We start from the raw sequence: 18,485 nt of genomic DNA on the forward strand, positions 1-18,485 counted from the left end.
GCCCAGGACGGCGTCTCCGTCGTCCAGACCGCTGAAGGTGCCCTCACCGAGGTGCACAGCATCCTGCAGCGCGTCCGCGACCTCACCGTCCAGGCCTCCAACACCGGCGTGGTCACCACGACCGCCGGCGGCTACATCGGCGACGAGATCACCGAGCTCGCCGGTGCGCTGGCCGACATCGCCACCCGCACCGACTTCAACGGCACCAAGCTCCTCCAGGGCGACGGCACCGTGGCGATCGACCCCACCGACCCCACGGCCAACACCGACCCGGCGCTGTCGCTGACGTTCCAGACCGGTGCCAACGGTGGGGAGACGGTTTCTGTCTCCATGACCAACGTCCTGACGGTCGCCAAGGCGGTCAAGGACATCGGCGCGAAGCTCGACGGCTCAACGGCCTACACCAGCTCGTCCGCCGACCTGACCAGCATCGATGCCCAGATCGAGAAGGTCTCGGGCGCCCGCGCCACCCTCGGTGCCTCGCAGAACCGCCTGGAGAGCACCATCAACTCGCTCAACGTCGCGGTGGAGAACCTCTCCGCGTCCGAGAGCCGCGTGCGGGACGCCGACATGGCCCAGGAGATGGTCGGGTTCACCCGCTCCCAGATCCTGTCCCAGGCCGGCACCGCGATGCTCGCCCAGGCCAACCAGGCCTCGCAGGGCGTCCTCTCGCTGCTCCGCTGATCCCAGCACTGAGCAGCTGAGGCACGACACCTCAGCAGCACCCCGGTGAGGGAGGAGACCGCCAGGTCTCCTCCCTCACCACCCTCGCCCCCCCGTCCCGACCAGTCCAGGAGTCAGTGACATGACGATGAGCATCAGCACCGGCCTGGTCTCCGGGATGGACACCGGAGCGCTGGTCTCCCAGCTCATGCAGGTCGAGGCCGCTCCACAGACCGCGCTCAGAAGCAAGCTGTCCGCCGCACAGACCACCGCCGGGGCGTACCGCACCGTCAACACGGCCCTGCAGGCCATCACGACGGCGGCGGAGACCGCCCTCAAGCCCGAGACGTGGACCAGCGCCAAGGGCACCAGCTCCACCGGAAGCGTCACGGTCGCGGCCGGGACGAACGCCATCGCAGGTTCGCTGACCTTCACCGTCACGTCGGTGGCGGCGACGCACTCCACGGTGAGCACGACCCGCTGGGGATCGACGACAACGGCGGCGGACCTCGGCGACATCACCGTCACCAGCGCCGACGGGACCACCACGAAGGGCACGATCGCCCTCGACGGTACCGAGTCGCTCACTCAGGTCGCGCAGAAGATCAACGGCAGCGACCTCGGTATCACCGCTTCGGTGGTCCAGACCGGGACCGGGCAGTTCGCTCTCCAGGTCTCCGCCGCCAGCTCCGGCAAGGACGCCGCCTTCGGCCTCACCGGCGGGGAGGCCTTCAAGACGACCAGCGTCGGGACGAACGCCGAGCTCACGGTCGGCAGCACCGAGGACGCGTACGTCGTCTCCTCCCCCACGAACGCGTTCGAGGGCGTCCTCGCCGGCGCGACCATCACAGTGAGCAAGAAGGAGCCCGAGCCGGTCACCGTCGCCGTGGTGTCGGACCCCGACGCCATCACCGGCAAGGTCTCCGCTCTCGTCGACGCGGTGAACTCGGCGCTGGACACGGTCAAGAAGCAGACGAACAACACACCCGGGAGCGCTGCCGCACTGCGTGGCGAGTACGCCGTCACCCAGATCAGCGGTCAGATCCTGTCGGCGCTCTCCCAGGCCGTCGGTGCGGACTCCCCCGCGCGCATCGGCTTCGAGCTGACCCGGGACGGGAAGCTCACGTTCACCAAGGAGACGCTCACCGCGGCACTCAAGGACGACCCTGCGCTGGCCCAGAAGCTGATGGTGGGAACCCCCGAGACCACTGACGCCAACGGCAACACGGTCGCAGCGGTCCCGGGCATCGCCGAGCGGCTGCGCGGCGTGGCTAAGACCGCCTCGGACGCCACGACGGGAACGCTGACCTCCCTGGCCAAGGGCCAGGACTCCATGGCCCGCGACATCCAAGACCGCATCGCCGCGTGGGACGTGCGGTTGGCCAAGCGCAAGGCCGCCCTCACCCGGCAGTTCACCGCGATGGAGACCGCGCTGAGCTCGCTCCAGAACCAGTCCAACTGGCTGGCCGGCCAACTCAACTCCCTCCCCTCGTCCTGACCCGGCCCGACGTCCGCAACGCCGTCCCCACGCTCCAGGAGATCTCCCGATGAGTGCCGCATCCCTCCGCGCCCGCTACCTCGGCGACGCCGTCGCCACCGCCTCGCCGCAGCAGGTGCTGGTGATGCTGTACGACCGGCTGGCCCTCGACCTCGAGCGGGCGCAGGTGGCCGTCGCCGAGGGCGACCGCGCACGGGTCAACGAGGAGCTCCAGCACGCCCAGGCGATCGTCCTCGAGCTGCTGTCGAGCCTGCAGGTCGACCTGTGGGAGGGCGGTCCGCGCCTGGCTGCCCTCTACAACTGGCTGATGGGCGAGCTCGTGCAGGCCAACCTCAAGCTCGACGCCAACCGCATCGCCTCCTGCCGAGCGGTCGTCGAGCCGCTGCGCGACGCGTGGCGGCAGGCAGCCGCCTCCTTGGCGGGCGTCGCGTCATGACCGTTGGCCCGGTCAGCGGTGCGGCCGCGGCCGGCTTCGGCACCAGCCCATACCAGCCCGCCGCCCGGCCGAACGCCTCCGGCAGCTCGACGTCCGGCGACCGGCAGCCGCCTGCCGACTGGAAGGAGGCCCTCGACCAGCTCGAGGGCGACGTCCTCGACGCCCAGGAGAGCCTCGCCCGGGGCCGGGCCGAGGAGATCGCCGCGTGGGGACGGCGCAGCACCGACTGGGTGCCGCCGTCCGGGCTGGGCCCCCTCCCGGCCGACCTGCGCGAGCGGGCCGCGCGGCTGCTGCAGCACCAGCTGGCGGTCGCCGAGGCGCTCGTCGAGCGGATCACCCAGTCCCAGAAGCAGCGCGACGTCGCCGCGCGCATGTCCTACGGCGCCGAGCGGCCCGTGCCCTCGTTCATCGACCGCGGACTCTGAGGCCGCCCGCCCCGACCGCACCACTGCCCGGCACGCCGCGTCACCGACGTGGCCTTCCGAGCTTTCCGGAATCGAGCCGCCCGCCACCGCTCGCTCGCTGACCCGCTCTCCACACGTCCGCCCCGTCGCCGGCTCCCGGCGGCGGGGCGTTCGTCTTGTCTGCCGTGCATCCGCCCTGCAGGCGCGGCGACCGTGCGGAAGGTGCCAACTCCCCCCCGTCCCGGTCGGCTCGGGACACGGCCGGGTCACCGCTGGTCACATCCGCCACGGTTCACCCATCCGGTCCCTGCCGTCCCTCGTGTGGCGGAACAGCGGTCAGGCGGCACCGGCCGGCTGCCGATGGAGCACGTGCACGGAGAGCACCACCTTCGCCATGGATCGGCGGCCCAGCACTCGTTCGCGAGTGTCTTCCGCGTACCCGGAGGTCGATCGTGTCCTGCTCCACCCGCCGGCGAGCCGCCCGATGATCGGCGACGTCGGCACACCGGTCCTCAAGGCTGCGCTCGCCGGGCTCGCGCAGCGGCAGCGCGTCACCGCCGACAACATCGCGAACGTCAACACCCCCGGCTTCCTGGCCGGGCGGACCGACTTCGAGACGTCGCTGCGCCAGGCCGTGCGCGACGGGACCACCCCGGAGATCTCCGGCGGCACCACAGCGCGCTCCCTGGAGCCGACGAACACCAACGGCAACAACGTCAACCTCGACGCGGAGACGGTCATCGCCACCGAGACGGGACTGCGCTACCAGCTGGCGCTCACCGCGCTCGACGGCAAGTACAACTCGATCCGCACGGCACTGAGGACGTCCTGATCATGAGCATGTTCCAGGCCCTGAGCATCTCGCAGTCCGGGCTGATGACGCACCGGAAGTGGCTCGATGCCGCCGCCGACAACATCGCGAACATCAACACGGTGCGGCGCACCGACGAGGACGCCTTCCAGGCGCGGCTCGTGGTCGCGGAGGCCGTGGACTACGGAACCGGCGAGGGCGGCGTGCGGGTGGCCCGCGCGGAGTTCGGCGACCCCGAGGGCCGCATGGTCTACGAACCCGATCACCCGCTGGCCGACGCCGAGGGCTACGTCAAGTACCCGGACATCGACCTGGGTGACCAGATGACGCACATGATGATGGCGCAGCGCGGCTACCAGGCGAACCTCGCCGTCGTCGAGCGGGCGACGAACGCCTACCAGGCGGCCCTGCAGCTCGGGAAGCGCTGATGACGATCCCGCTCGGCGGCATCACCCCGGTCGGCGTCGGTGCGGCCAGCGGTGTCGCCGGCAGCACCCGCGGCGTTCCCACCACCGAGGGCGCAGACGGCTTCGCCGCCGTCCTCGCCTCCACCTTCGACAAGCTCCAGGCCACCCAGTCGGTGACCGCCGAACTGGGGGTGCAGGCCGCCACGGGCGACCTGAAGGACGTCCACGACTACATGATCGCCAGCGCTGAGTCCGGCGTGGCCACCGAGATGGTCGTGGCGATCAAGAACCAGGCCGTCGCGGCCTTCAACGAGATCATGAGGATGCAGATCTGATGAAGTCGGCACTCGCCGGGACGCTGGAGCGTGCCCGCTCCACGTTCGAGACGGTCAGCGCCGGGCAGAAGGTCGTCATCGGCCTGCTGCTCGCCGGGCTGACCCTCGGCGGGTTCTTCTTCTACAGCTGGATCACCACGCCGACACAGGCCCCGCTGTTCTCGAACCTCGCCGCCACCGACGCCTCGGCGATCGTCGAGGAGCTGAACGCCCAGGGCGTCGAGTACGACCTGGCCGACGGCAACGGCACGATCATGGTCGCCAAGGACAAGGTCTACGACCTCCGCCTGGCCATGAGCGGCAAGGGTCTGCCCGCCGGCCAGGGCACGGGCTACGCGCTGCTGGACGAGCAGGGCATCACCACCAGCGAGTTCCAGCAGCAGGTGACCTACCAGCGCGCCCTGGAGGGCGAGCTGGCCAACACGCTGAAGGCGCTGGCAGGCGTCAACTCCGCCGTCGTGCACGTCGCCCTGCCCAAGGACGAGGTGTTCGTCGCCGACAAGGCCGTGCCGACGGCGTCGGTGCTGCTCGACCTGGCCCCGGGTACCGCACTCACGGGCGAGCAGATCCAGGCGGTCACCAACCTGGTCTCCTCGAGCATCCAGGACATGGAGCCCGACCAGGTCACGGTGGCCGACTCGACCGGCCAGGTGCTCTCGGCCGCCGGCACGGGCGTCACCGCGGCCGCCGGCGACGCCCGCTCCCAGGTGGAGCAGGACTACGAGAACCGGCTGGCCGCGAACGCCCAGAAGATCCTCGACCAGGTGGTCGGTCCCGGCAAGGCGGTCGTGTCGGTCCGCGCCGACGTCGACCTGGCCCAGCGCAACACCACCACCGAGACCTACCAGTTCGAGGAGGGCACGCCACCCCTCTCCGAGCAGACGACCATCGAGGAGTACGTCGGCGCCGGCACCCCGGTGGGCGGCATCCTGGGCCCGGAGAACATGCCCGACGCCGCGGAGAACGCCGGCGGCGAGTCCACGTACAACAAGGAGTCGACGACGGCCAACAACGCCGTCGGGAAGACCGTCGAGGTCGTCGACGACGCCCCCGGGACCCTGAATCGGCTCACCGTCTCCGTCGTCATGGACGAAGCGGTCGCCGGCAACCTGAACCAGCAGCAGATGACCGACCTGATGGTCACCGCCGTCGGCCTGGACGAGGCGCGCGGCGACGACATCACGGTCGCCGCGCTGCCCTTCGACGCCACCGCCGCCGAAAACGCCGCCGCGGCGATGGAGGCCGCACGCGAGGCCGAGGCCGCCGAGCAGATGTGGTCGATGATCCGCACCGGTGGCATCGCCGCGGGCATCGCGCTGGTCGTCCTCATCGTCTGGCTGCGCTCGCGCCGCCGCGAGGACGACGAGGACGACGAGGACTACGAGGCGCTCGAGCTCGACGACGACGTGCTCGCCGAGCTGGACCGCCTGCGCGTGGCCAGCACCCGGCAGGTGGTCGAGCCGGACAACGCCGCGCTGGAGCTGGAGGCCGCCGAACGGGCGAAGGTCCGAGGGGAGATCTCGACCATGGTCAGCGAACGTCCCGACGAGGTCGCGGCGATGCTGCGCGGCTGGCTGGGCGAGGGCAAGTCATGACCCTCGCGAGCATCCCCACGGTGCCCGGCGCGGCCGTCGCCGTACCGCCGCGCCCGGAGCTGCCCGGCCTGCGCAAGGCCGCGGTGTTCCTCGCCCAGATGAGCAAGGAGGAGGCTGGCGTCCTGCTCGCCCAGCTGCGGCCCCGGGAGGTCGAGGCGCTCACCCGCGAGCTGATGAAGCTGGGCTCGGTGGAGCTCGAGGACGTCGACGGCGTCATGCGCGAGTTCCACCACCTGATGACCGCGCAGCAGTTCGTCGGCCGCGGCGGTGTCGAGTTCGCCCGCGAGATCCTCGCGGCAGGGCTCGGACAGGACAAGGCAGAGGGCATCCTGTCGCGGCTCAACGTCGTCTACACCGAGGTGCCGTTCGCCTCCCTGCGCAACGCCGACGTGCGGCAGCTGGTCACCTTCCTCAAGGACGAGCACGCGCAGATCATCGCCCTGGTCCTCGCCCACCTCACGGCCGCGCAGTCGGCCGAGGTGCTCTCCGGGTTCGCACCCGAGCAGCAGGCCGAGGTCGCCCACCGCATCGCCATGATGGACCGCACCTCGCCGGAGATGGTGCGGCTGGTCGAGGAGGAGCTCGGCCGCCGGATGGGGTCGATCCTGGCGCACCAGGACATGACCACCGTCGGCGGTGTCGAGACCCTCGTCGAGATCATCAACCGCTCCCCGCGGCCGACCGAGCGTTCCATCCTCGAGTGGCTCGACAACACCGATCCGGAGCTGGCCGACCAGGTCCGTTCGCAGATGTTCGTCTTCGAGGACATCGTCACCATCGACGACCGCTCCCTGCAGCTGGTGCTGCGCGAGGTGGAGGCCAACGACCTGGCCACCGCGCTCAAGGGTGTGCGGCCCGACGTGCAGGACAAGATCAAGCGGAACCTCTCCGAGCGCGCGGCCGAGAACCTCAGCGAGGAGATCGAGCTGCTCGGCCCGGTGCGCACCCGCACGGTCGAGGAGGCCCAGGCCAAGGTCGTCGCGGTCATCCGCACGCTCGAGGAGCAGGGTGTGCTGACCATCAACCGCGGCGGGGACGATGAGTTCGTCTCCTGATACCGGTCACCGGCCACCCCGGGAGGGCGCGGTCCTGCGCGGCGGCTCCGCGGCGCTGGCCCGCCCCTACCGGGAGATCATGGCCGAGCGCGGCGCCCCCGCGGACCCGCGGGTCGCGGTCGTCCCGGCCGCCCGGACCGCCAGCATCCCGGTGCCGGCCTGGCCGGCCGTGGCCACCCCGGCGCCCTCCTCCCCCGCCGTCCCCGCCCAGCCCTCCCCGGTCGAACGGCGGACGAGCGTGCGCCGCGCCGAGGACCAGCCGGTCGCCGGCAGCAAGCCGTCCTTCCGGCTCGGTGACGTGTACGCCGAGGAGCTGGCACGGCTGCGGGCCCAGGCCCGCACCGAGGGCTTCGCCGCCGGCCACGCCGAGGGCCTGCTGGCCGCGGAGTCAGTCGTGGCCGAGGTCGAGCGCGACGCCCAGGAGCGACTGGCCGAGGTCCAGGCCCGGTGGGAGCGTCGGCTGGTCTCCGCGACCGCCGCGCTCGGCGCCGCCGCGCGGGAGGTGGAGGAGGCCGCCCGCCCGGTGGCCGACGACATCCGCGACTCGATCGTGGGCACCGTGCTCGCCCTCGTCGAGGACCTCCTCGGCCGGGAGCTCGCGCTGGCCGCCGACCCGGTGATGGACGCGGTCCGCCGCGCCCTCACCTTCTGCCCCGCCGACGCCCCGACGATCGTGCGGCTGCACCCGGACGACGTCGCCGAGGTGCCCGCCGAGGCGCTCGCCGAGCTGCCCGACACGGTGCGGGTGGTCGCCGACCCGTCGGTGGAGCGGGCCGGCGCCGTCGCCGAGTCCGGCCCCCGGCGGATCGACGCCCAGCTGGGTACGGCGCTGCAGCGCGTGCAGGAGGTGCTGGGCGCATGACCGTCCCGCCCGGCGTCGTCGAGCGCGCCCGCGCGGCCGCCCGCCCGCAGGTGACCGGCGTCGTGACCGGTGCGATGGGGCTGACCCTCAGCGTCGACGGCGTCACCGCGGCCGTGGGCGACCTCGTCGAGGTCGACCCCACCGCACGCCGGCTCCTCGCCGAAGTCGTCGCCGTCGGCCGCGACCGGCTCACCTGCATGCCGCTGGGCGGGCTGTCCGGCGTGCACGCCGGCGCCCCGGTGCGCGCCACGGGGCGGCCGCTGCAGGTGCCGGTGGGTGAGCAGCTGCTCGGCCGCGTCCTCGACGGGCTCGGCCGGCCGGTGGACGGCGGACCGTCCCTCGACGGCCGTGTGTCCTGGGTGGACCTGGAGACCGTGACGCCGCACGCCCTCTCGCGCGCCCGCGTGGAGCAGCCGCTCAGCTTCGGCGTGCGTGCCCTGGACACGCTGGTCCCCTGCGGCAAGGGCCAGCGTCTGGGCATCTTCGCCGGCTCCGGCGTCGGCAAGTCCAGCCTGCTCGCCCAGATCACCCGCGGCACCGACGCCGACGTCCGAGTCATCGGGCTGATCGGCGAGCGGGGCCGCGAGGTGCGCGAGTTCATCGAGGAGAACCTGGGCCCGGAGGGGCTGGCCCGCACCGTCGTCGTCGTCGCCACCTCCGACGAGCCGCCGCTGGTCCGGCTCAAGGCCGCGTTCGTCGCCACCCGCATCGCCGAGGCGTTCCGCGACGAGGGCCGCGACGTCCTGCTGCTGATGGACTCGATCACCCGCACCGCCATGGCCCAGCGCGAGGTCGGGCTGTCGGCCGGCGAACCGCCGGCCACCCGGGGCTACCCGCCGAGCGTCTTCGCGATGATGCCGCAGCTGCTGGAGAAGGCCGGCACCGGTGTGACCGGGTCGATCACCGGCCTCTACACGGTGCTCGTCGAGGGCGACGACCACAACGAGCCCATCGCCGACACCGCGCGCTCGATCCTCGACGGGCACATCGTCCTCACCCGCAAGCTGGCCACGACCGGCCACTTCCCCGCGATCGACGTGCTCGAGTCGATCTCCCGCGTCGCCGGCGCGGTGGTGCCCCCGGCGCAGATGGCCGACGCCCGCGAGGTCCGCCGCCTCATGGGCGCGCTGCGCGACGTCCGGGAGCTGATCGAGATCGGGGCCTACCAGGACGGCAGCGACCCGCTGGTCGACCGCGCCCGCCAACTGGCGCCGCAGATCGACGCCTTCCTGCAGCAGCCGCTCGGTGAGTCGACGTCGGCCGCCGAGGCGTGGGCCTGGCTGCAGCGGATCGTGAGGGGCGGGTGAAGCGCACCGCCTTCCGGCTGCAGCCCGTCCTGGAGCTGCGCCGGAGCGAGGAGCGGGCGGCGGCGGCCGCCGCGAACGCCGCCGCGAACGCCGCCGCCGACGCCGCCCGGCGGGCCACCGAGCAGGAGACGGCGCTGGCCGGCGCCGTGCTGCCGCCGTCCCTGCCTGCCGGCTCGTTCGTGGCAGCCATGGTGCTGCTGCGCACGGCGGCCACCGACGCCGCCGACGCCCGGTCACTGGCCACCGCGCAGGCGGAGCAGGCCGAGGCCGTCCGGGCCGAGTGGACCGCCGCCGCGCGCCGCACCAAGGCGCTCGAGCGACTCGCCGAACGGCACCGGCAGGCCCAGCAGCACGCCGCCGACGTCGCCGAGGAGCGCGCGGCCGATGACCTGGTCACCGGCCGCGCCGGCCGGTCGACCCGCACCGGGGAGGAGGAGCAGGCATGGACGGACTGAGCGCGATCCAGGCCCGCATCGGCGAGATCCAGGCCCGCATCTCCGCGGTCACCAGCACCACGACGTCGGCCGCCTGGGCCTCGGCCGCCAGCGCCGCCGGGCTGACCGGCAGCTCGACGGTCAGCAGCTACTCGAACACCGGCGGCACCGCTTCGGAGAGCGCGGTGGTGAGCGAGGCGCAGAAGTACCTGGGCGTCCCTTACCTGTGGGGCGGGACCGACCCGAGCAAGGGGCTGGACTGCTCGGGCTTCACCCAGCTCGTGTACAGCAACCTCGGTATCGACCTGCCCCGCACCTCCTCGCAGCAGGCCACCGCCGGCAAGGCCGTCGCCTCGCTCGCCTCCGCGCGCCCGGGTGACCTGGTGTTCTTCGACCACTCCTCGTCGCGGGCCGGGATCGACCACGTGGGCATCTACCTCGGCAACGGGCAGATGATCGCCGCGCCGCAGGCCGGTGAGACGGTGAAGGTGCAGGCGGTCGGCAACCCCACCGTGATCCGCCGGGTCCTCCCCGAACCGGCCGGCGCGACCACGGTGGCCCCGGCCACCGCGAGCACGCTGGCCGGGGTGCCGTACGCCGACCTGTTCACGCGCGCCGCGAGCAGGCACGGCGTCGACGCCCCGCTGCTCGCCGCGGTGGCCCAGCAGGAGTCCGGCTTCAACTCCTCGGCCGTCTCCCCCGCCGGCGCGCAGGGCCTCATGCAGTTCATGCCGGCCACCGCCCGCGGCCTGGGGGTCGACGCGCTCGACCCGGCCTCGGCGATCGACGGTGCGGCCCGCTACCTCAGCAGCCTGACCAGGCAGTTCGGCTCCACCGAGCTGGCGCTGGCGGCGTACAACTCCGGGCCCGGGACGGTGAGCCGGTACGGCGGCATCCCGCCCTACCCGGAGACCCAGAACTACGTCCGGTCCGTGATGAGCAAGGCGGAGGCCTACCGATGACCGCTCCCGTGACCACCGCTGCCCCGGCTCCCCGGGCCGCTCCGGCCGGCGCCTCGCCGGGCGGCTCCAGCGACAGCGCAGCACCCTTCGCCTCGGCCCTGGACGGCGCGCTGTCCGGCGGTCCCGGCCCGGTTGGCGGCGAGGGGGGACGGCCGTCCTCCGGCGACGCCACCCCCGGCGAGGACGGAGCGGCCACCGGGGAGGCAGGAGCCGACGCCGTCACCGTCGTCGACACCGCCGCCGGGGTGGCTGCGGCGCTGTGGGCCCTGGTACTCGGCAGCGCCACGGGCTCGACCGCGGGCTCCACCGCGGCCGGGCCGACCACCGGCACGGTGGCGGCCGGCAGCGCCGCCCTCGCCGCGGGCGTCGGGGCAGGGGCCGCGGCCGCCGCGACCGAGCCCGGCGCCGCGATCGTTCCCGGCCCCGTTCCTCCCCCGGGCACGCCCGCGGCGGCGGCTTTCCCCACGGCACCGACCACCCCGGTCGTGCACGCGACAGCCGCACCGGTGGCGGCCGGGTCCGGTGCACCGGCGGGCGCCGCCACGGCGCAGTCGGCCGCGCCGCTCTCCGTGGTGGTGTCCGCCTCGGGCGGCCCGGGCGGCGAGGCCACCACAACCGCCACGGGCGCCGTCGCCGGCGTGCCGGGCGAGGCGCCCGAGGGTCCGGGTGCGCCGCTGCGCCCGGCCGGGGCCGCCGCCGACGGCGCCGCGTCGGCGGACGGCGGCGGACCGGGCGGGGAGCCCCGGGCAGCCGTCGCCGCGTCCCTCCCGGACGCTGGTGCCGGGACAACCGGCCACGACTCCCCGGTCGCTCCGGGCACCACCGGCTCCGTCCCGGCCCCCGGCCAGGTGACTGCTGCCGCCCCGGTCACCGAGTCCAGCGCGGCGACCGGCACCGGGGCGACGCTGCCGGTCTCCGGTCAGGTGGCCCGGCAGGTGGCGGTGCTCAGCGGGGCGGGCGACGGCTCGCACACGATGACGCTGGTGCTCACCCCCGAGAACCTCGGCCCGGTCGAGGTGAAGGTGACCGTCGGCCAGGGGGGCCTCGACCTCACCCTGCGCGGCGCTCACGAGCTCGGCCGTGCCGCGCTCCTGGACGCCCTCCCCGAGCTCCGCCGCGACCTCGAGTCCGCCGGGCTCAGCCCCTCGCGGGTCGAGGTCGACGCCGACGCCGGTGGCTCCTGGCTGGCCCGGCACGCCGCCGAGCAGCATGCGCAGCAGGGTTCCGGCGGTCGGGGGCCGGCCTCCGACGGGACCGACGAACGGTTCCGTTCCGGGCAGCGGACTGCCGATAGCGGGGAAGAGGGACCGCCCCCGCCCCGCATGCGATCCACGTCGTCCGGCGTGGACGTGCTCGCCTGAGAGAAGGAGTCACCTCATGCCGGACGCAGTCGGTGGTGCCGCCGGCACCACCGCCACCTACAGCGCCACGAGCTCCGTGGAGCGCGGGGACCAGATGGGGAAGGACACCTTCCTCAAGCTCCTCGTGGCCCAGATGAAGTACCAGGACCCGAGCAACCCCGCCGACACGAACCAGCTCATGGCGCAGACGGCCACCTTCAGCCAGGTCGAGAAGCTGGAGCAGTTGGCGAAGCAGAACGCCTCGATGCTGGCGCTGCAGCGCTCGAGCAGCGCCGGCGCGATGGTCGGCCAGACGGTGACCTACACCGACGAGAGCGGGGCCGCGCGAACCGGCGTCGTCAGCTCCGTCCGGCTGGGCACCGACGAGGCCGAGGCGGTGGCGACCGTGGGCGGTGTCGCGGTGCCGCTCGGCCGGATCACCGACGTCGGCACCCGCTGACCCCCACCACGACCCCGCGCCGACCCGCACTCCCCCACCCCGAGACCCCACCCGGAGGAGATCCCCGATGCTCCGTTCCATGTTCTCCGCCATCTCCGGTCTGCGTGCGCACCAGACCAAGATGGACGTCACCGGCAACAACATCGCCAACGTCAACACCGTCGGCTTCAAGAGCAGCGCCACCGTCTTCCAGGACACGCTGTCCCAGGTCGTGCGCGCCGGTGGCGCCCCGGCCGAGGACCGGGGCGGCACGAACCCCGCCCAGATCGGCCTGGGGGTCAAGCTCGCCGCCGTCACCACCAACTGGACGAACGGGGCCGCCCAGTCGACCGGCCGCTCGACCGACTTCATGATCGAGGGCGACGGCTTCTTCGTGACCACCGGGCCCGGCGGGGAGCAGCTGTACACCCGGGCCGGCTCGTTCGACTTCGACGCCAACGGCCGGCTGGTGACCCCGGACGGCAGCATCCTGCAGGGCTGGGTGGCCGACGCCGCCGGCGTCATCAACCCGAACGGGCCAGTCGCCGACCTGACCGTGCCCTACGGCGCTGCGGTGCCCCCGCGATCCACCCGGGACTCGACCCTCGGCGGCAACCTGGACTCCGCCGCCGACGTCGGCGCGTTCGTGCAGACGCCGGTCCGCATGTACGACCAGATGGGTGTCGCGCAGCAGGTCACCTACACGTTCACCAAGGAAGCCGCCAACGAGTGGCGGTTGACGGTCAACAACGGCGACGACGACGACGATCCTGCCACCCCTCCTCCGGCGCTGCCGTTGAGCTTCGACGGCCTCGTCCGATTCGACCCGGTGACGGGCGAGATGACCGCCCCGGCGGGTCCGGTCACCTTCACGCCCGATGCACGGACTCCGGCGTGGCCGGACCCGGTGACGATCAACCTGGGCGCCCTGACCCAGTTCGGCGGCAAGAGCGAGGTAGTGCCGACCGACGTCGACGGGTACGCGCAGGGCACCCTCCAGGGCTTCGAGCTGTCGAACGACGGCACCATCACCGGGACCTACTCCAACGGGCTGCGGCAGAACCTGGGTCAGCTGGCGATGGCCTCGTTCAACAACCCGAGCGGCCTGGAGAAGGCCGGCAACTCCTCGTTCCGCGTGGCCCAGAACTCCGGCGCGGCGATGATCGGCGTCGCCGGGGCCGGCGGCCGGGGCAACCTGGTTTCCGGAGCCCTGGAGATGTCCAACGTCGACCTCTCCGAGGAGTTCACCAGCCTGATCGTCGCCCAGCGCGGCTTCCAGGCGAACAGCCGGGTGATCACCGCCTCCGACGAGATCCTCCAGGACCTGGTGAACCTCAAGCGCTGATGCTCGGCCCGTCTGCAGGGCCCCGCTGCGAGCGTGCGAGCGGTGGGGGGCAGGCGGGTCCTTCGGCTGCCCCCACGCTCCGCAAGCTCAGCGCGGGGCCCTGCAGGGAGGCCGTTCCAGCTCGTCAGCGGCGGCCCGGTCACCCCTCGGGGTGACCGGGCCGTCCGTCACACGGCCCCCGCCAGCACCTTCGGCTCAAGGACCCCCCGTCCGGAGCCGATGACAGAAGTGCCGTTCCCGCCCGATCCGTGTCCACTTCCCACCCACCCCCACCGAGCAAGAGGTCCGACCCGTGATCCGAGTGACGCGCCTGAACGGCGACCAGTTCGCGCTCAACCCCGACCTGATCGAGAAGGTCGAGGGCCACCCGGACACGGTCGCCTTCCTGGTGGACGGCACGAAGTACGTGGTGCGCGAGAGCGTGGCCGAGGTGCTGCAGGAAATCCGCGAGTACCGCGCCGGCATCCTCGCCCTCTCCTACGAGATGGACCGGGGCGCCTACCGCTCGCACGTCCCCGAGCAGCAGGTCGGCGACTCGTCGGTCGTCCCCTTCCCGACCCGAGAGGAGCGCTGACCCGTGGACCCCGCCACCCTGATCGGGTTCGCCATCTCCATCGTCGCCCTGATCGTCTTCATGATCCTCGAAGGCGCCGACCCGACGTCGCTGATCTTCCTGCCGGCGATCATCCTGGTCATCGTCGCGACGTTCGGCGCGGCGGCGGCCAGCCAGACGATGGACGACCTGAAGAAGGTCGGCAACTGGTTCAAGATGGCCGTGATGCCGGCGAAGGTGCCGCCGCCGACCGACCAGATCCAGACGCTGGTCAGCCTCGCGGAGAAGGCCCGCAAGGAGGGTCTGCTCGCGCTGGAGGCGCAGGTCAAGGCGATCGAGGACCCGTTCCTCAAGCGCGGCCTCCAGATGGGCATCGACGGCACCGACCCCGAGGAGCTGCGCGCCGTCCTGGAGAGCGAGATCGCGGCCAAGAAGTCCGAGGACAAGGTCGCCGCCAAGTTCATGAACAACATGGGCGGCTACGCGCCGACCATCGGCATCCTGGGCTGCATCGTCGGCCTGATGAACGTCATGGGGAACCTGAACAACCCGGAGACGCTCGGCCCGATGGTCGCCGCGGCGTTCATCGCCACGCTGTGGGGCGTCATGGCCGCCAACTTCTGGTTCCTGCCGATGGGCGCCAAGATCCTCCGGGTCAGCGAGCTGCAGGCCGCGCAGATGGAGCTGCTCGTCGAGGGCATCGCCGAGATCCAGGCCGGCACGAGCCCGCGTGCCGTCCGGCTCAAGCTCACCTCGCTCGTGCCGCCGGGCTCGGTGGCCAAGGAAGCGGCGTGATCTCGTGAGCAGCGGTCACGGCCGCCGCCGCGGCAAGAAGCACGAGGAGCACGAGGAGCACGAGAACCACGAACGGTGGCTGGTGTCGGGCTTCGACATGATGACGCTGCTGTTCGTGCTGTTCGTGGTGCTCTTCGCGATGAGCAAGGTGGACGAGCAGAAGTTCGCCGCCCTGGCCAAGGGCATGGCCGAGAGCTTCGGCGGGCCGATCACGGTGCAGCCGGGCCCGACACCGGAGGGCTCCGTCCTCGACGGGCTGCCCGGCGTGGTGGACATCGCCTCCGCCATCCCGCCGGACCCGACCGTCCAGCAGGCCCAGATCGACAAGGCCGCCGCGCAGGCCGCCGCGGAGCGGGCCGAGCGCATCGCCGCCGAGGCGAAGGCCGCCTACGACCAGCTCGCCGCAGCCCGCGCGAAGATCGAGGCCGCGCTGGCCGCGGCCGGCCACGCCGGTGCCGCCCGCTACGAGATCGACGAGCGCGGTCTCGTCGTGCACATCGTCGCCGACCAGGTGCTCTTCGACGCCGAGGAGGCCGCGCTCCGACCGGAGGGCCGCGCCATCCTGACCGCCATCGCCCCCACGCTCACCGGGCTGCCCAACGCGCTCGGCGTCGAGGGGCACGCCAACCACCTCCCGGTGACCCCCGGCGGCCCGTGGCCGTCGAACTGGGAGCTCTCGGCCACCCGGGCGACCACGGTCGTGCGATACCTGGCCACGAACGGTGTCCCGCAGGAACGCCTCTCGGCCACCGGCTACTCCTCGACCCGGCCGCTGGTGCCCGAGTCCGATCCCACCGCCCTCAGCGTCAACCGACGGGTCGACGTCGTCGTCCTGTCCAGTGCCTCGGCGGAGGCCAACACCCTCCTCCCCGGCCTCGACGCCGCCCACCATGGAGTGACCGAATGAGCAAGAAGGACAAGAACGTCCCCGCCGACGGCGAGGAGACCGAGGGCACCGGCGGGAAGAAGAAGCTCTTCCTGATGCTCGCCGTCGTGCTGCTCGCCGGGGCGGGTGCTGCCTACTTCTTCCTCTTCGCCGGCTCGGGGGAGGCCGAGGCCGCGGCGCCGGAGCACGGCGGCTACACCGCTCTGGAGCCGATCGCGGTGAACCTGGCCGGTGGTGGCTACCTGAAGATCGGTATCACGCTCGACTACACCGCGGCGGCCGCCGGTGGCGGCCACGGCGGTGGCGGGGTCGACGGCGCCAAGGCCTACGACGCGATCATCTCCACGTTCTCGCAGGCGGACCCGGCCGACGTGACCGGTGCCCGGGACGCGCTCAAGGAGTCGCTCGAGCAGAAGATCATCGAGGCCTACACGGAGCACGACGTACCGATGGTCATGGGCATCTACTACACGGAGTACGTGACCCAGTAGCGCCCGCGCGACCACGCAGGGGTGTCCTCCGATCACGGAGGGCACCCCTGTCGCGTATCAGCCGCACCACCCGTCACGCGCTCCCCCGCCGCCACGGACTCGCGACGGCGCCCGGTCAGGGTGCTGCCGGTCCCCGCCGATGAGGGGTTGCGTGACCACCCCCGAGACCGGACCGGCCCCGGCCGCCGCGCCGGCCCCGGCTCCGACCGCCGCCGCCTCGAGCAGCCGCAGCCGCCGGGGGGCGCCGCGCACCTACGACTTCCGCCGCCCGACGAAGCTCTCCCGCGAGCACGTGCGCGTCATGCAGATCGCGCAGGAGGCCTTCGCCCGCCAGGCGACGACCATCCTCACCACGTTCCTCCGGGCCGGTGCGCGCATGGAGCTCGGTGGCATCGAGCAGTTCTCCTACGACGACTACGTCGGGACGCTGCCCAACCCCACCTTCATCTCGACGTTCACCCTGGAGCCGCTCGCCGGGAAGGGCCTGCTGGCCTTCCCCCTCGACATCGCCATGGCGATGGTCGACCACATGCTGGGCGGCTCCGGCAGCGCCGATCAGCCCAACCGGCCGATGACGGCGATGGAGACCACCATCACCAACCACCTGCTCGAGCGGCTCCTCGACGAGTTCGCGGTCTCGCTGGCGTCCGTCACCGAGCTCCAGCCGGCCCTGGTCGGCCGGGAGTACAACCCGCAGCTCGCCCAGGCCGCCGCCGGCTCGGACACCGTCATGGTGGCCAGCTACGCGCTGCAGGTCGGCAGCCGCGAGGGCGAGGCCACCGTCGTGCTGCCCTTCTCCTCCTTCGCCCAGGCCCTGAACAACGCGGCCTCCCCGCAGCTGTCGGAGTCCGCGCTGCGCAAGCGCCAGCGCGCCCGCGAGGCGCTGATCGACAGGCTGAACCTGGTGCCGGTGGACGTCAGCGTGCGGTTCGCCCCGCTCACCGTCTCCTCCTCCGACCTGCTCTCCCTCGCCGTCGACGACGTGCTGCTGCTCCGCCATCCCCGGGACAGCCCGCTGGAGGTCACGACCAACGACGTGACGTTCGCCTACGCGATCGCCAGCAACCACCGGCGACGGCTGGCTGCCTCCATCGTCCCCACCCCGCACGCCGCGAAGGACTCCGCATGACCGCGCCCCGCACCGACTCGCAGGACTCCCAGACCGTCACGGCGGTCGTGGCCGCGGCCGCCCGCGCCGCAGCTGACCTGATCCCCTCGACCTCGGTGCTGAGCGCCGGCGCCCCCGTGAGCGATCCCGACACCGTCCCGCTGCCCCCGGCGGCCGCGGTCGCGGTCACTGCCGGTCTCTCCGGCGAGGTCTCCGGCGACGTCGTGCTGGTGCTCTCCAGCGACGTCGTCGACGCCCTGCAGAACTCCCCCGTGGGGCAGATGGACGTCTCCGCGGCCCTGCGCCCGGCCCTCGAGGCCGCCGCGGCCACCCTCGGCCGCGTGCGCGTGGCCTCCGAGCGCACCGAGGAGCCCGTCGCCGCCCTCGACGGGCTGCGCGACAAGGGCATGTTCGTCGCCGTCCCGTTGCTGGCCGACGGTGAGCACCAGGCCACCCTCGCGCTGCAGGTCACGCTGCCCGCCGCCCGCGAGCAGCGCGGCAGCCTCGAGCTCCTGCGGCACGTGGCCATGGAGGTCACCGTCGAGATCGGCCGTACCCGGATGACGGTGCAGGAGCTGCTGTCCCTGCACCCCGGCGAGGTCGTCGAGCTCGACCGCGCCGCCAGCGCGCCGGCCGACCTGCTGGTGAACGGCACGCTGATCGCCCGCGGCGAGGTCGTCGTCGTCGACGAGGACTTCGGCCTGCGGATCAGCGAGATCGTCACCGACGCCGCCGAGCTGGGGGCCCAGGCCTCATGAC

General features: G+C 72.7%; 22 protein-coding genes. All 22 read left to right on the top strand.

Annotated features, from left to right (window positions below):
- The coding region (locus ACI79K_RS15610; RefSeq protein WP_456600121.1) for a flagellin at positions 1-684 on the top strand (684 nt) is incomplete at its 5' end.
- Between the two features lie 121 nt (positions 685-805).
- Positions 806-2,161 (top strand): flagellar filament capping protein FliD, encoded by a 1,356-nt coding sequence (fliD, locus tag ACI79K_RS15615; protein ID WP_456600122.1) that lies wholly within the window; start codon positions 806-808, stop codon positions 2,159-2,161.
- Positions 2,162-2,210: 49 nt separating this feature from the next.
- Positions 2,211-2,597: a flagellar export chaperone FliS gene (gene fliS, locus ACI79K_RS15620; protein ID WP_456600123.1), complete on the top strand. Its 387-nt coding sequence runs from the start codon at positions 2,211-2,213 to the stop codon at positions 2,595-2,597.
- Positions 2,594-3,022 (top strand): hypothetical protein, encoded by a 429-nt coding sequence (locus tag ACI79K_RS15625; protein WP_456600124.1) that lies wholly within the window; start codon positions 2,594-2,596, stop codon positions 3,020-3,022. The genes fliS and ACI79K_RS15625 overlap by 4 nt, the downstream gene beginning before the upstream one ends.
- Positions 3,023-3,485: 463 nt before the next feature.
- Positions 3,486-3,833 (top strand): flagellar basal body rod protein FlgB, encoded by a 348-nt coding sequence (flgB, locus tag ACI79K_RS15630; protein WP_456600125.1) that lies wholly within the window; start codon positions 3,486-3,488, stop codon positions 3,831-3,833.
- 2 nt (positions 3,834-3,835) lie between these two features.
- Positions 3,836-4,240, top strand: a complete 405-nt coding sequence (gene flgC, locus ACI79K_RS15635) for a flagellar basal body rod protein FlgC (protein ID WP_456600126.1) — start codon at positions 3,836-3,838, stop codon at positions 4,238-4,240.
- Positions 4,240-4,554 carry a flagellar hook-basal body complex protein FliE gene (locus ACI79K_RS15640; RefSeq protein ID WP_456600127.1) on the top strand — a complete coding sequence of 105 codons (315 nt, stop codon included), beginning with the start codon at positions 4,240-4,242 and terminating at the stop codon, positions 4,552-4,554. The genes flgC and ACI79K_RS15640 overlap by 1 nt, the downstream gene beginning before the upstream one ends.
- Entirely contained in the window at positions 4,554-6,149 is a 1,596-nt protein-coding gene (gene fliF / locus ACI79K_RS15645; RefSeq protein ID WP_456600128.1) for a flagellar basal-body MS-ring/collar protein FliF, read from the top strand. Before ACI79K_RS15640 ends, fliF begins: the two co-directional genes overlap by 1 nt.
- Positions 6,146-7,204 (top strand): flagellar motor switch protein FliG, encoded by a 1,059-nt coding sequence (gene fliG, locus ACI79K_RS15650; protein WP_456600129.1) that lies wholly within the window; start codon positions 6,146-6,148, stop codon positions 7,202-7,204. The genes fliF and fliG overlap by 4 nt, the downstream gene beginning before the upstream one ends.
- Positions 7,188-8,066: a FliH/SctL family protein gene (locus ACI79K_RS15655; protein ID WP_456600130.1), complete on the top strand. Its 879-nt coding sequence runs from the start codon at positions 7,188-7,190 to the stop codon at positions 8,064-8,066. The genes fliG and ACI79K_RS15655 overlap by 17 nt, the downstream gene beginning before the upstream one ends.
- Positions 8,063-9,373 carry a FliI/YscN family ATPase gene (locus ACI79K_RS15660; RefSeq protein ID WP_456600131.1) on the top strand — a complete coding sequence of 437 codons (1,311 nt, stop codon included), beginning with the start codon at positions 8,063-8,065 and terminating at the stop codon, positions 9,371-9,373. Before ACI79K_RS15655 ends, ACI79K_RS15660 begins: the two co-directional genes overlap by 4 nt.
- On the top strand, positions 9,370-9,828 hold the full coding sequence (locus tag ACI79K_RS15665) for a flagellar FliJ family protein (RefSeq protein WP_456600132.1): 459 nt from the start codon (positions 9,370-9,372) through the stop codon (positions 9,826-9,828). The genes ACI79K_RS15660 and ACI79K_RS15665 overlap by 4 nt, the downstream gene beginning before the upstream one ends.
- Positions 9,816-10,769: a transglycosylase SLT domain-containing protein gene (locus tag ACI79K_RS15670; protein ID WP_456600133.1), complete on the top strand. Its 954-nt coding sequence runs from the start codon at positions 9,816-9,818 to the stop codon at positions 10,767-10,769. Before ACI79K_RS15665 ends, ACI79K_RS15670 begins: the two co-directional genes overlap by 13 nt.
- Entirely contained in the window at positions 10,766-12,130 is a 1,365-nt protein-coding gene (locus ACI79K_RS15675) for a flagellar hook-length control protein FliK (RefSeq protein ID WP_456600134.1), read from the top strand. Before ACI79K_RS15670 ends, ACI79K_RS15675 begins: the two co-directional genes overlap by 4 nt.
- 16 nt (positions 12,131-12,146) lie before the next feature.
- Positions 12,147-12,569, top strand: coding sequence for a flagellar hook assembly protein FlgD (locus tag ACI79K_RS15680; protein WP_456600135.1), 423 nt, complete (start codon positions 12,147-12,149; stop codon positions 12,567-12,569).
- Between the two features lie 67 nt (positions 12,570-12,636).
- A complete protein-coding gene (locus tag ACI79K_RS15685; RefSeq protein ID WP_456600136.1) occupies positions 12,637-13,893 on the top strand; it encodes a flagellar hook protein FlgE in 1,257 nt (418 codons plus the stop codon).
- A 292-nt stretch (positions 13,894-14,185) separates the two neighbouring features.
- A complete protein-coding gene (locus ACI79K_RS15690; protein WP_456600137.1) occupies positions 14,186-14,467 on the top strand; it encodes a flagellar FlbD family protein in 282 nt (93 codons plus the stop codon).
- Positions 14,468-14,470: 3 nt separating this feature from the next.
- Positions 14,471-15,241, top strand: a complete 771-nt coding sequence (locus tag ACI79K_RS15695) for a motility protein A (RefSeq protein ID WP_456600138.1) — start codon at positions 14,471-14,473, stop codon at positions 15,239-15,241.
- Positions 15,242-15,245: 4 nt separating this feature from the next.
- A complete protein-coding gene (locus ACI79K_RS15700; RefSeq protein WP_456600139.1) occupies positions 15,246-16,148 on the top strand; it encodes a flagellar motor protein MotB in 903 nt (300 codons plus the stop codon).
- Positions 16,145-16,618: a flagellar basal body-associated FliL family protein gene (locus ACI79K_RS15705; RefSeq protein ID WP_456600140.1), complete on the top strand. Its 474-nt coding sequence runs from the start codon at positions 16,145-16,147 to the stop codon at positions 16,616-16,618. The genes ACI79K_RS15700 and ACI79K_RS15705 overlap by 4 nt, the downstream gene beginning before the upstream one ends.
- A 151-nt stretch (positions 16,619-16,769) precedes the next feature.
- Positions 16,770-17,747: a flagellar motor switch protein FliM gene (locus tag ACI79K_RS15710; RefSeq protein ID WP_456600141.1), complete on the top strand. Its 978-nt coding sequence runs from the start codon at positions 16,770-16,772 to the stop codon at positions 17,745-17,747.
- Positions 17,744-18,484 carry a flagellar motor switch protein FliN gene (gene fliN / locus ACI79K_RS15715; protein ID WP_456600142.1) on the top strand — a complete coding sequence of 247 codons (741 nt, stop codon included), beginning with the start codon at positions 17,744-17,746 and terminating at the stop codon, positions 18,482-18,484. Before ACI79K_RS15710 ends, fliN begins: the two co-directional genes overlap by 4 nt.
- Position 18,485 lies beyond the last annotated feature (1 nt).

It is taken from the genome of Blastococcus sp. SYSU DS0616, assembly GCF_054051015.1.

Excerpts from the sequence above, each read along its gene's own strand:
- fliD (WP_456600122.1), top strand. The coding sequence starts at position 806 with ATGACGATGAGCATCAGCACCGGCCTGGTCTCCGGGATGGACACCGGA.
- fliS (WP_456600123.1), top strand. The coding sequence starts at position 2,211 with ATGAGTGCCGCATCCCTCCGCGCCCGCTACCTCGGCGACGCCGTCGCC.
- ACI79K_RS15625 (WP_456600124.1), top strand. The coding sequence starts at position 2,594 with ATGACCGTTGGCCCGGTCAGCGGTGCGGCCGCGGCCGGCTTCGGCACC.
- flgB (WP_456600125.1), top strand. The coding sequence starts at position 3,486 with ATGATCGGCGACGTCGGCACACCGGTCCTCAAGGCTGCGCTCGCCGGG.
- flgC (WP_456600126.1), top strand. The coding sequence starts at position 3,836 with ATGAGCATGTTCCAGGCCCTGAGCATCTCGCAGTCCGGGCTGATGACG.
- ACI79K_RS15640 (WP_456600127.1), top strand. The coding sequence starts at position 4,240 with ATGACGATCCCGCTCGGCGGCATCACCCCGGTCGGCGTCGGTGCGGCC.
- fliF (WP_456600128.1), top strand. The coding sequence starts at position 4,554 with ATGAAGTCGGCACTCGCCGGGACGCTGGAGCGTGCCCGCTCCACGTTC.
- fliG (WP_456600129.1), top strand. The coding sequence starts at position 6,146 with ATGACCCTCGCGAGCATCCCCACGGTGCCCGGCGCGGCCGTCGCCGTA.
- ACI79K_RS15655 (WP_456600130.1), top strand. The coding sequence starts at position 7,188 with ATGAGTTCGTCTCCTGATACCGGTCACCGGCCACCCCGGGAGGGCGCG.
- ACI79K_RS15660 (WP_456600131.1), top strand. The coding sequence starts at position 8,063 with ATGACCGTCCCGCCCGGCGTCGTCGAGCGCGCCCGCGCGGCCGCCCGC.
- ACI79K_RS15670 (WP_456600133.1), top strand. The coding sequence starts at position 9,816 with ATGGACGGACTGAGCGCGATCCAGGCCCGCATCGGCGAGATCCAGGCC.
- ACI79K_RS15675 (WP_456600134.1), top strand. The coding sequence starts at position 10,766 with ATGACCGCTCCCGTGACCACCGCTGCCCCGGCTCCCCGGGCCGCTCCG.
- ACI79K_RS15680 (WP_456600135.1), top strand. The coding sequence starts at position 12,147 with ATGCCGGACGCAGTCGGTGGTGCCGCCGGCACCACCGCCACCTACAGC.
- ACI79K_RS15685 (WP_456600136.1), top strand. The coding sequence starts at position 12,637 with ATGCTCCGTTCCATGTTCTCCGCCATCTCCGGTCTGCGTGCGCACCAG.
- ACI79K_RS15705 (WP_456600140.1), top strand. The coding sequence starts at position 16,145 with ATGAGCAAGAAGGACAAGAACGTCCCCGCCGACGGCGAGGAGACCGAG.
- fliN (WP_456600142.1), top strand. The coding sequence starts at position 17,744 with ATGACCGCGCCCCGCACCGACTCGCAGGACTCCCAGACCGTCACGGCG.